Below are 10,725 nucleotides of genomic sequence, written 5' to 3' on the forward strand. Positions count from 1 at the left end.
TACGGAGGTACAAAGCATGACAAAAGAAGAACTTGTAACACTCGGCGTATCAGAGGATATAGCCGACAAGGTGCTTGATCAGCACACAGCGGAGCTGACCGCGGAACAGCAGAAGACTACTGACATTACCGCAGAGCTTACAGCTGCAAAGAACACAGTTGCTGAGCTTACCGATAAGGTCAAGGCATTTGACGGCGCAGACGTGGAGGGGCTGAAAAAGGCTGCAGCTGACTGGGAAAGCAAGTACAATGCTGATATAGCCGCCCTCAAGCTTGACAAGGCGCTGGAGCTTTCGCTTATCGGCGCAAAGGCGAGAGATATAGGTATCGCGAAGTCGCAGATCGACTCCTCGCTTCTTAAACTCGACGCCGACGGCAAGCTTACCGGTCTTTCAGAGCAGCTCGACAAACTCAAAGCAGACAAGAGTTTCCTCTTTGAGGACAATTCATCTGAGCCTAACGGCGCAAGGATCGACACAGGTATCGACCACGGCTCGGCAACGGAAACAGTATCAGACGCGCAGGCAAGAGCCGTTATGGGACTGCCCGCATCTAAGTAAATTATGGAGGTAAAACACTATGGCAAACGCAATCACGAAATTCAAGACTTACATTGCCCTGCTTGACGAGGTGTACAAGCAGGCATCGCTCACATCTGACCTCGACAGCGACCAGAGCCTTGTCAAGGCGGGTGCAAATGCCAATGAGATCATCATACCTAAAATATCCATGGACGGTCTTGCGGACTATTCGCGCAACAGCGGATATGTCAAGGGCGATGTTACGCTGACCAATGAAACTGTACAGTTCAATTATGACAGAGGTCGTAAGTTCAGCGTGGACAATATGGACAACGAGGAGACCGCAGGACTTGCTTTCGGCAAGCTCTCCAGTGAGTTTATCCGCACTAAGACCGTACCTGAGCAGGACGCATTCCGCTTCGCAACATATGCAGGCACAACAGGCATATCTAAGATAGCGGCAGGTGCAACGCTTACTTCGGGCAACGATGTGCTCGCCGCTATTGTTGCCGCGCAGAACAAAATGGACGAAGATGAGGTCGCGCAGGAAGACCGCTACCTTTTTATCACACCCACGCTGCTCAACCTCGCGAAAAATGTTGATACAACTAAGTCTAAGGCTGTGCTTGACGATTTTGCAAAGATCGTAAAAGTACCTCAGAGCCGCTTTTACACGGCTATCGACCTCAAAGACGGCACTACCGAGGGAGAAGAAACAGGCGGATATGCCAAGGCAACGACCGGCAAGGACATCAACTTTATGATAATCCAGAAGTCCGCTGTTATCCAGTATCCCAAGCACACAGTCAACAAGGTCATAACGCCCGAAAAAAATCAGTCTGACGACAGCTGGATGTTCTTCTTTAGGGCATACGGTCTTGCCGACGTATATGAGAACAAGGCAGCGGGCATTTATTTGCATCACAAAGCGTAAGGAGGCAAAATCATGGCTAAGACGATCGGACTTACTTTCCCAACAGAAGAACTCGAAACCGCCGTATCTGCTGACGACGGCGGTATTTGTCTTGACGATATGACCGTACCGCAGCTCAAGCGCTTTGCTGAGGACAACGGCTTTGACATCGGGTCGGCAAGCAAGAAGGCTGACATCATACAGGCGATCATGGGCAGAGCAGGAACGGACGCTGAGGAGGTGTAGGCTATGGCTTATGCTGACTACACGTTTTACACTACTGTATTTTACGGCAGCAAAATACCCGAAAATGAGTATCCGTACTTTTCAGAGCGTGCGACGGAGTATATAGACAGCCTAACATTTGCCGCTAGCGATGATACTCAGCTCAGCAAAGTCTGCTGTGCCTGCGCAGAGGTCATGTATTCCGCACAGCCTGATAAGCAGGTGACCTCGGAAAAGGTCGGCGATTACTCTGTCAGCTACGCCGCGACACAAACTACCGTCGCCGAAGAGCTTATACAAACAGCTTCGCGGTATCTTGATATACAGTCTGTGAGGTGGGTCTGATGAGGTTCAACGGCAGGTGCACGGTGTGGCACAAAACTGACGAGGGATATATCACACTGCATTATCCATGTTGGTGGCAAGACACAGAGGCTGTAAATATCTCTAAGAGCGGCAAGACTGACGTTGATACGGCGGCGGTATATCTGCCGCTCGCAGCCGAGGTCGCGAAGTCTGACTACATTGCCAAAGGCGATATAGCTTTTGAGATAGCAGACTCCGTGACAAACCTGCTGAAAGCGGCAAGCCCGCTTAAAGTCACTACTGTTGCTCGCAAGGATTACGGCAGCGAACATATGCGGCACACGGAGGTGACGGCGCGATGAGCGACGACAGAGTCAAAGTTAAACTTGAAATACTGCCAGAAAATCTGCTGCTTGCAAAACGCTCGCTTGGCAAGGGCGGCAAAGCGCAGATATTTGTAGACAGCGAGGTGCTGCGATGCTGCGACAGCTATGTGCCGCTTCGCAGGGGACCGTTAAAGCGCTCGGGCACAACGGCAACTGTAAAGGGCAGCGGTATGGTCCATTATAACACACCATATGCGCGGCTAAACTATTACAGCAACAAGGGCAACGGCAAAGAGGGCATGAACAAAGGCGGCAAACGCGGCAGGCTGTGGTTTGAGCGTATGAAGCCCGATCACAAAGATTCCATACTGAATGGGGTGAAGAAGATTGTCAGATCAAAATAATCTGAGCCTGCTCAGCTCTGTAAAAGAGTTTGTAGAAAAGTGTCCTTTTTTTGCGGACATTGATCTGCATATCGACCAAACCGAAAACACACCTGTGAATTACAGCATACAGACATCGGGACTTACGAAGCTGACTGAAAATGTTTTTGGTGACCAGCAGTGGCAGTACAACGCGATACTCCAGAGCCGCGAATATACCGCAGACGATATTTCACGGCTCAATGCCACAAACTTTACTGAAAGGCTCATATTTTGGGTCGAAGAACAGAATACGCTGTCTAAACTGCCCGAACTTGGCGGCAACCGAAGCGCAGTAAGCATATCTGCAGATAACGGTCTGCTTCTTGCGCTCGATGACGACGGCGACAGAGGTATCTATCAGGTACAGCTGCATTTGATTTTTGATATTTACGAGGAGGATTTTTAATATGGCAGAACAGTTTACAATAGCAGCGGGAACGGACAAACTTTCGCGTTCGCATCTCAAGCATTTCATTGACGCGAAATTCGGCAGCGGCGAATCGCCTGAATGGTATAAGGTCGGCAGGGACAACAGCGAGCTATCAATGGAGCTGAACCCCACAACTGAAACAGTAAAGAATGTGCTTGACGAAAGCGAAGTCATAGACAACGGCTATGAGCCGAGTATGTCGGTCGATCCGTACTATGCCCGCAAAGGCGACGGGATATACGCGAAGATAAAGGACATAGCCTTTAATCGTCTTACGGGCGATGACTGCAAGACCACAATGCTGGAGGTCATTATCGACAAGACGGAAGCGCCGTTTGACGCATGGATGGAAGACTGTATGATCAAGCCGCAGTCTTACGGCGGCGAACAGGGCGGCGTGACTATCCCCTTTACTGTTACGCCATGCGGCAACAGAGTAAAGGGTACGGTAACGATCACAAACAAGAAGCCAGTATTTACGGCAGACGCAGAAGGCTAAGGTGATATAAATGTCAGAAAACATAAAGATTACATTTGACGACGGCTACAAAAACATAGAGATCAACGGCGACCCGAACAAGATCATACGCATAAATCCTACCGACACGGCGTTTATACAGCGCCTTGCCGGCTTTGAGGATAAGGCTGAGGAGATCAAAAAGAAGTACGGAGATATAGACCTCAGCGCACTAAACTTTGATGGCGAGGACACTGACTCAGAAAAGATGCAGAACGCGGCGATGAACGTCGAGAAGCTGGAACAGTGTATCCGCGAACTTATAAACTATGTTTTTGGCTATGACATATGCGCAATCGTTTTTGGCACGGCGAGCTGCCTTTCGCCTGTCGGCGGCAGACCTGTGTATCTCAATTTTATGGACGTTATGTTTGAGTACATAGCGGCGGAAGCAAAGAAACAGACTACGCGCTCTCAGGCTAAGATCAGCAAGTATACTGCCGCAGCGAAGCAGACCGACTTGGAAAAGTCCGACGTGCCTTACAGCGTTGATCTAAGTAAACTGAGCAGCGAGGATAAAGACGCGCTGCTCAGGCAGTTAATAAACAGATGAAGATGATCGGACAACTGCCTGCCGCGCTGGAAGTATGCGGCAGGCTATATCCCATCAGGTCAGACTACCGTGCGGCGCTGATTATTTTTCAGGCATATTCAGATCCGGAGCTTACCAACAAAGAAAAAGCGATGGCTTGCATAGAGTGTCTGTACAAAGAGCCGATACCCGCCGCGCATCTTACCGAGGCGCTAAAAGCTGCGATCTGGTATCTTGACGGCGGCGACATGGAAACTAGGGATATGCACGTTCAAGTGCTCGACTGGGAGCAGGACGAAAAAATGATCTTTTCCGCGGTGAACAAAGTCGCGGGGCACGAGGTCAGGACAGACGATCATATGCACTGGTGGACGTTTCTCGGCTATCTGTCTGAGATAGGCGAGGGGCTGTTAGCCGAAATAATGCACATACGATGGAAGCGCGGCAGGGGCAAGCAGTTAGACAAGTCTGAGCGCGAGTTTTACCGCGAGAACAGCAACATTATACACATAAAACAGCGGCTCTCGGCAGAGCAACAGGCTGAGAACGATTATGTTGACAGTTTATTTGATTAAGGAAAGGAGGCGAAATTGTGGCGGTCGATGGCAGATTAAATTTTGACACTAAAATAGATACAAAAGGCTTTGGTCGCGGCATAGGCAGTCTTAAAGATCAGATGAATGGTCTTATCGGTCTGGCTGGCAAGCTTGCCGCCGCTTTGGGCGCGGCATTCAGTGTAAAGCAGGTCATAGAGTCGGCGGCGGAGGTCAAAGCAGCGGAAGCGCAATTCGAGCAGACGTTTGGAAGTATCCGTTCTTATGCCGAATCGGCAATAAACGGCGTGGCAAAATCAAGCGGCATATTGCAAACGCGTCTTAAAGGCGTTGGAACATCTATATATGCCTTTGCGAAGACAACAGGCATGGACTCTGCGAGCGCTTTAGATCTAATGAACGACGCTTTGCAGGTCACAGCGGATAGTGCCGCTTACTACGACCGCTCACTGGAAGACACAGCAGAGAGCTTAAAGTCATTTTTGAAAGGCAATTTTGAAAATGATGCAGCGCTGGGGTTGTCGTGTACAGAAACAACCAGAAATGCCGCTGCTAACAAGATTTACGGCAAGTCATACATAGAGCTTTCGGAAGCACAGAAGCAGGTCACACTGCTGCAAATGGTCAAAGATGCAAACGAGCTTTCGGGAGCTATGGGACAGGCGGCGCGTGAAGCCGATGGATGGGAAAATGTCACAGGCAATCTCAAAGAAGCCGTAAAACAGCTTATGGCGGCTGTCGGTCAGCCCGTACTTGCTGCGGTCATACCGATAGTGCAGAACATAACTGTCGGGCTGCAGAGCATGACCACTGCCGCAACTGCTGCGGCAAACGCACTGTCAAAAGTCTTTGGCATTAAGCTTGACGATGATACAGCGCAGATCAGCAGCAATACCGCTGATCTGTCCTCAAACGCCGATCAGGCGGCAAGCAGCTATTCCGACATGGCGGACAGCGCAGAGAAAGCCGCAGAAGCCAATAAAACATCACTTGCAAGCTTTGACGAGATCAACAAGCTCAGCAGCGATACAGCAGAAGAAAGTACGGCTTCAAGCACTGCCGGCAATACCTCGCCCGTGTCGGCGATCGGCGGAAATATAACATATAAGGCTGACGCCGATACATCGGCTATGGAGCGCAAATTTGCAGACTTTTTCAAGAGTGTGAAAAAAGACATCTCAAAGATATTCCAGCCGCTTAAAAAGGCTTGGAAAAGGCAGGGCGAGGGCGTTTTAAAGTCGCTTAAATACTCTTTTAGTCAGTCACTAGGGCTATGCAAAGAGATAGGCAGTTCGTTCGCTGAGGTGTGGACAAACGGCACAGGCGAGGAAATGACCTCGCATATCCTTGGCAATTTCACGAACATAAACATAGCGATAGGCAATATGTCTGCGGCGCTGAAACGTGCGTGGAGCAAAAATAACCTCGGCACAGATGTGATACAGCACGCGGCGGATATTTTCAACACCATTCTCGAGCACAACGAAAACATAAGCAAAAAAATAGCCGAATGGTCTAAGGACATCGACTTTGAGCCGCTGTTGACAGCGTTTGACGGGCTTGAGCAGGCGCTTGAACCTTTTGCCGATACCGTTGGCGAGGGTTTGGAAACGTTGTGGGACGACGTACTGCTGCCGATGGCAGACTGGACGATAGAGGACGCGATACCTGCATTTCTTGACACGCTGTCAGATGGGATAAGCGGTCTGACAGCAGTGTGGAAAAAAGCAGCTCCGATAATAAAAGACAAACTTTGGGATAAGTTCTTGAAACCGATAGCTTCATGGGCGGAAGACAGCGCCGTGAGCGCACTCAGCTCGATGGGCGATTCGTTCAAGAAAATGTGCGATAACATGACGGAAAAGGACGTTGAAGTATTTATTGACCTTGCAGGTGCGGTCGCGGGGATAGTAGTTGCGGCAAAAGCTAAGCAAACGCTGGATAATTTTGCAGCAAGTTTGAGTACACTTGGCAAAAACGCCGCAGGAGCATTCAATAGTATAAATAAAACGATGTCATCAAGTGTAACTGCGCCGGCAGAAGCGGGCGGCACAACATTCGCGACCAAGTTCTGCGCAGCCGCAGGAGCTTTCTTTGCCGGCTGGGAGATAGGTTCTGCTATACGCGACGCTATCGGCGGTGATAAGATAGACGAGGCATTGTTCCCCATATTTGACGGCATCGTTAATTTCTTTACAGTGACTATCCCCGAATGGTGGGATACGCTTCAATCAGACGTCATGTTCCCGTTTTATGACAAGGTTACTGCGGCATGGGTCGCTGTGACAAACTTTTTGACAGAGAGCATACCGGCATTTTTCACAGAAACTATTCCCGGTTGGTTCGATACACTTGACTCAAATGTGCTGTTTCCGATATACGATAAAGCGGTAGCGGCATGGCAGGCAGTAGTCGCCTTCTTCACAGAATCGATACCGAGCTTTTTTACGGAAACCGTTCCGGGCTGGTTTTCAGATCTGCATAATTCAATAACGGATATTTTCAAAAACATCGGCACATGGTTCGGCGATAAGTTCGGCTCCGCGTGGGATAAGATCAAGTCTGTCTTTAGTCTTAAATCGGTAAAAACGTTCTTTTCAGGCATTTGGGACGGCATCAAATCGGCGTTCAGCAACGTTACAACATGGTTTAAAAAGACTTTTACTACGGCTTGGCAGGGAGTTAAAGATGTGTTCTCAACAGGAGGCAGGATCTTTAGCGGGATAAAGGATGGCATAAGCGACGTATTCACAAATGTTGTTAACACGCTCATAGACGGTATTAACATCGTTATTGCCGCCCCATTCAATGCGATAAACGACGCCATAGAGTGGGTACAAGATCTGGAAATAGCCGGCTGGCAGCCGTTTGACAGACTGGAAACTATCGACGTGCCGCAGATCCCCAAACTAGCCGCCGGCACGGTAGTTCCCGCAAACTACGGCGAATTCATGGCAGTCCTAGGCGACAACACTCGCGAACCCGAGGTAGTCAGCCCGCTTTCGACCATGAAGCAAGCAGTATTGGAAGCGCTGGTCGCATACGGCGGCGATGGCAGCGGACAAAAGCAGCCGCTTTACGTTACTGTGCAGCTTGACAGACGGCGCGTTGGGCAGGCTGTCATCGACGACATAAACGAGCGTACTCGCCGCAACGGACGTTCGCCGCTAAAGGCTTAGGAGGTGCATAATGACGCAAAAATTGATGTTTGGCGGCGAAGAAATGCCAACGCCGTTCTCCGTCAGCATAACGAATGAAAAAATATGGTCGGATAACGCAGGTCGTACCGCTGACTGCACGATGGTCGGCGACATACGCGCCATAAAAAAGACCATCAAGATGCAATGGGCGCACCTCACGGGCGAGCAGACCGCCGCCATAAATCGGTATATCTCCAACGTCGATAGGGCATTTTTCACCGTCACGCTGCTCGACGAGGAGATGAACGCAGTCACGAAAACGGTCTACGCTGGCAGCCCTGCGTATGAAGCTTGGGGCTGGGACGAGCGGCGGCAACTTTGCAAAACGCTGAATGTAGACCTCATAGAGCAGTAGGGGGCGATATATTGTATACAGTTTCAGACGAACTTGCGGCGCTCATAACGTCGCCTTGCCGCACATGGCGAATACTTTTAGAAGACCTCACCGCCGCCCGCACCCTGACCGCAGAAGCGATATTCACGGCAAATTCAGACCGCGAATCGACATCGCTTTCGGACGACATCGAACTCGGCGCGGTCTGCTCGCAAAGTTGGACGGTCAATATAGCCGACAGCGCTGGGGGGTACGTCGGGCATATGTTTCGGCTTTTGCTCTACATCGCGGACATCGAGGGCGGCAAAATGACGTGGGGCAGGCTAGCGCGGTACAAATTCGGGCGCGTAAAAACGCTCACGCCGCGGCAGATAAAGCGACTTGGCGAGGTGCTCGGCGAGCCTATCCCGATGGGCGTTTTCATCTGCACCAAAGCACCGAAGAACGGCACGGGTCGCGAGCTGTCATTGTACGATATGCTGTACTTCGCCGACCGCGAGTACAAGTGTACGCTGACATTGCCCGCAAGCGCCGAAGCCGTTGAGCAGGACGTTTGCCGACAGCTGGGCATACAGTGCATGGGCGGCGCGGTGTCGGGCGATCTGCAAGAGAGCGGCGGTGCTGACCTGCTCGCGGCGAACGGCGCACAGCTGGTCGCGGCAAGTTTTGACTTCGAAATCTCGACCATCGCGGCGGGCACGACTTGCCGACAGATGCTCGGGTACATATCGGCGGCGCGGGGGCATTTCGGGTTCATCGACCGCGAGGGGGTCTACCGAACGCGCTGGTATACGTCGGCGCGCGATATCACCGCGAGCGAAGCAGACGAGCCTACCCTCAGTGAAAGCCCGAACGTTATAGTAGGCGTGGTGTGCAATATAGACGACGATACGCGCCTGACAGTCGGCGAAACGGACGAGAGCAAGGGGCGCATATTGCAGCTCGCGTGCCCGTATATGACCCGCAGCCTGCTTGACAGCCTTTTCAGCCGCGTGAAGAATTACACATGGTACACGGCGCAGTTTCGGCATCGCTTGGGCGACCCGCGGCTCGACGTCGGCGACGTTGTGACCTATTCGGGCGCGGCGATACCCGTCACGGGGCTGGCGTTTTCATATGACGGCGGGCTGAGCGCGGACATCACGGCGGCGGGACTAAACGACGAAGAACAGTTGATATGAGGAGTGATTTTATGGCAGAAAATTTGACGATCGAGGAACGTGTGACCGCTCTCGAAAACGCGGCGAAATATAAGCTGCGCTGGTCGGGTGAGCAGATAGACAGCTTTTTCGACGTGCTCGCGGCGCGCGGTTTCGAGCATGGGCGGGAGAGCTTCACCATCAAGAAAGGCGCAACGGTCGCGAGCCAGCGTGTAACGCTGAATATCCCGAACGCGACGGCAAACACGCGCGTGCTGGCGACGGTGAGCTATGTGTACAGCACGGGGCAGGTGGCGGCGATGAACGTCTGCTGTTTCCTCGAGTACCTCGCGGGCACTGGCTACCGCTGCTATGTCACCAACGGGCGGTACAAGCAGAGCGGCGGCGCACAGGAGGGCTACCTGCCGACGGGCACATACCACGTTGACTGGCTCGTGATAGGGAGGTAAAAATGGAGTACACTGAGAATTTAACGCTCGCGCTTGTCGGCGACGATGATCTGTTCGACGAGGCGTATCTGAATGCGAATTTTGAGAAGATAGACGCGGCGTATGCTGAGCTTTCGCAGAGAAGCGGCGGCGGTGCGCCCGCCCTAGCCTCGGCGGTGGCGGAGGGGGTAGTGGGCAGAGCCGGCACGGCCGAGATGGTCTACGGCATGGACATTGACCTCATGGGCAAAAACTGGGAGCAGGGCAGTATATATGATAACGGCGATAATTTTAACAGTACCGCACGAATACGAATGCCCGATTATCTTGATATTTCAAACGCATCCGATATTTTTTATTCGGGATTCACGGTGACCGCAAGTGCTGACAAGAAACTACAGTACACATTTGTATTTTTTGATGCGGAAAAGAAAATCTTAAAGACATCAACCAATAAAGACTGGCTCGACTGCGGTGCGCTGACAATGTGCGGCACAGCGTCTGCACCGTCATATGTGCGCGTAGCACTGCGCTATGCAGACAACAGCAATATGACCCCCGACGTGCTGACGTCGGCGCGGCTGAAAATATTAGCGTGAAAGGAAAATTATAATGGCAATAGAAACAACATATTTCACAGGTACGACCGCAGCAGCTAATTACGCTGAGGTGTCTGCGTGGCTGACAGCTAATGCGGCGGAATATTTTGATACAATTGATGTTCCATCAGGCGCGCAGGAGGTGAGCTGCAAGGTCGGCGATGTAACAGCATTAAAATTGGACTGGGGGACTGAATATAATACCCAACGTTCATTTCAGATAAACGCCAAAAACGGCGCTAACATAAACAGCAAT

The 10,725-nt window shown here is 51.4% G+C and carries 16 protein-coding genes; all 16 read left to right on the forward strand.

What is annotated here, in order from left to right:
- Nucleotides 1-16 precede the first annotated feature (16 nt).
- Nucleotides 17-559 carry a phage scaffolding protein gene (locus tag LI114_RS12300; RefSeq protein WP_227220927.1) on the forward strand — a complete coding sequence of 181 codons (543 nt, stop codon included), beginning with the start codon at nt 17-19 and terminating at the stop codon, nt 557-559.
- Between the two features lie 19 nt (nt 560-578).
- On the forward strand, nt 579-1,454 hold the full coding sequence (locus tag LI114_RS12305) for a hypothetical protein (RefSeq protein WP_227220928.1): 876 nt from the start codon (nt 579-581) through the stop codon (nt 1,452-1,454).
- A 12-nt stretch (nt 1,455-1,466) separates the two neighbouring features.
- A complete protein-coding gene (locus LI114_RS12310) occupies nt 1,467-1,679 on the forward strand; it encodes a Rho termination factor N-terminal domain-containing protein (RefSeq protein WP_227220929.1) in 213 nt (70 codons plus the stop codon).
- Between the two features lie 3 nt (nt 1,680-1,682).
- Nucleotides 1,683-2,003 (forward strand): hypothetical protein, encoded by a 321-nt coding sequence (locus LI114_RS12315; protein ID WP_227220930.1) that lies wholly within the window; start codon nt 1,683-1,685, stop codon nt 2,001-2,003.
- Nucleotides 2,003-2,326, forward strand: a complete 324-nt coding sequence (locus LI114_RS12320) for a DUF6751 family protein (RefSeq protein WP_227220931.1) — start codon at nt 2,003-2,005, stop codon at nt 2,324-2,326. The genes LI114_RS12315 and LI114_RS12320 overlap by 1 nt, the downstream gene beginning before the upstream one ends.
- Nucleotides 2,323-2,694: a minor capsid protein gene (locus LI114_RS12325; protein ID WP_227220932.1), complete on the forward strand. Its 372-nt coding sequence runs from the start codon at nt 2,323-2,325 to the stop codon at nt 2,692-2,694. The genes LI114_RS12320 and LI114_RS12325 overlap by 4 nt, the downstream gene beginning before the upstream one ends.
- Nucleotides 2,678-3,121 carry a hypothetical protein gene (locus LI114_RS12330; protein WP_227220933.1) on the forward strand — a complete coding sequence of 148 codons (444 nt, stop codon included), beginning with the start codon at nt 2,678-2,680 and terminating at the stop codon, nt 3,119-3,121. Before LI114_RS12325 ends, LI114_RS12330 begins: the two co-directional genes overlap by 17 nt.
- A gap of 1 nt (nt 3,122) precedes the next feature.
- The gene (locus LI114_RS12335; protein ID WP_227220934.1) at nt 3,123-3,644 is read left to right on the forward strand and encodes a hypothetical protein; all 522 of its coding nucleotides are present in this window, start codon (nt 3,123-3,125) and stop codon (nt 3,642-3,644) included.
- Nucleotides 3,645-3,654: 10 nt separating this feature from the next.
- Nucleotides 3,655-4,215 carry a hypothetical protein gene (locus tag LI114_RS12340; RefSeq protein WP_227220935.1) on the forward strand — a complete coding sequence of 187 codons (561 nt, stop codon included), beginning with the start codon at nt 3,655-3,657 and terminating at the stop codon, nt 4,213-4,215.
- Nucleotides 4,212-4,769: a Gp15 family bacteriophage protein gene (locus LI114_RS12345; protein WP_227220936.1), complete on the forward strand. Its 558-nt coding sequence runs from the start codon at nt 4,212-4,214 to the stop codon at nt 4,767-4,769. Before LI114_RS12340 ends, LI114_RS12345 begins: the two co-directional genes overlap by 4 nt.
- Before the next feature lie 17 nt (nt 4,770-4,786).
- Nucleotides 4,787-7,927 (forward strand): hypothetical protein, encoded by a 3,141-nt coding sequence (locus LI114_RS12350; RefSeq protein WP_227220937.1) that lies wholly within the window; start codon nt 4,787-4,789, stop codon nt 7,925-7,927.
- Between the two features lie 10 nt (nt 7,928-7,937).
- On the forward strand, nt 7,938-8,303 hold the full coding sequence (locus LI114_RS12355) for a hypothetical protein (protein ID WP_227220938.1): 366 nt from the start codon (nt 7,938-7,940) through the stop codon (nt 8,301-8,303).
- Between the two features lie 11 nt (nt 8,304-8,314).
- Nucleotides 8,315-9,463, forward strand: a complete 1,149-nt coding sequence (locus LI114_RS12360) for a hypothetical protein (RefSeq protein ID WP_227220939.1) — start codon at nt 8,315-8,317, stop codon at nt 9,461-9,463.
- 11 nt (nt 9,464-9,474) lie between these two features.
- Nucleotides 9,475-9,891 (forward strand): hypothetical protein, encoded by a 417-nt coding sequence (locus LI114_RS12365; protein ID WP_227220940.1) that lies wholly within the window; start codon nt 9,475-9,477, stop codon nt 9,889-9,891.
- Between the two features lie 2 nt (nt 9,892-9,893).
- Entirely contained in the window at nt 9,894-10,469 is a 576-nt protein-coding gene (locus LI114_RS12370; protein WP_227220941.1) for a hypothetical protein, read from the forward strand.
- 13 nt (nt 10,470-10,482) lie between these two features.
- Nucleotides 10,483-10,725, forward strand: a 243-nt coding sequence (locus LI114_RS12375; protein WP_227220942.1) for a hypothetical protein, incomplete at its 3' end; no start/stop codon positions are given.

This window comes from Ruminococcus sp. 210702-SL.1.03 (assembly GCF_020559915.1).
Classification (GTDB): domain Bacteria; phylum Bacillota; class Clostridia; order Oscillospirales; family Ruminococcaceae; genus YE71.

Excerpts from the sequence above, each read along its gene's own strand:
- LI114_RS12355 (WP_227220938.1), top strand. The coding sequence starts at position 7,938 with ATGACGCAAAAATTGATGTTTGGCGGCGAAGAAATGCCAACGCCGTTC.
- LI114_RS12365 (WP_227220940.1), top strand. The coding sequence starts at position 9,475 with ATGGCAGAAAATTTGACGATCGAGGAACGTGTGACCGCTCTCGAAAAC.
- LI114_RS12305 (WP_227220928.1), top strand. The coding sequence starts at position 579 with ATGGCAAACGCAATCACGAAATTCAAGACTTACATTGCCCTGCTTGAC.
- LI114_RS12310 (WP_227220929.1), top strand. The coding sequence starts at position 1,467 with ATGGCTAAGACGATCGGACTTACTTTCCCAACAGAAGAACTCGAAACC.
- LI114_RS12340 (WP_227220935.1), top strand. The coding sequence starts at position 3,655 with ATGTCAGAAAACATAAAGATTACATTTGACGACGGCTACAAAAACATA.
- LI114_RS12370 (WP_227220941.1), top strand. The coding sequence starts at position 9,894 with ATGGAGTACACTGAGAATTTAACGCTCGCGCTTGTCGGCGACGATGAT.
- LI114_RS12320 (WP_227220931.1), top strand. The coding sequence starts at position 2,003 with ATGAGGTTCAACGGCAGGTGCACGGTGTGGCACAAAACTGACGAGGGA.
- LI114_RS12300 (WP_227220927.1), top strand. The coding sequence starts at position 17 with ATGACAAAAGAAGAACTTGTAACACTCGGCGTATCAGAGGATATAGCC.
- LI114_RS12345 (WP_227220936.1), top strand. The coding sequence starts at position 4,212 with ATGAAGATGATCGGACAACTGCCTGCCGCGCTGGAAGTATGCGGCAGG.
- LI114_RS12315 (WP_227220930.1), top strand. The coding sequence starts at position 1,683 with ATGGCTTATGCTGACTACACGTTTTACACTACTGTATTTTACGGCAGC.
- LI114_RS12335 (WP_227220934.1), top strand. The coding sequence starts at position 3,123 with ATGGCAGAACAGTTTACAATAGCAGCGGGAACGGACAAACTTTCGCGT.
- LI114_RS12325 (WP_227220932.1), top strand. The coding sequence starts at position 2,323 with ATGAGCGACGACAGAGTCAAAGTTAAACTTGAAATACTGCCAGAAAAT.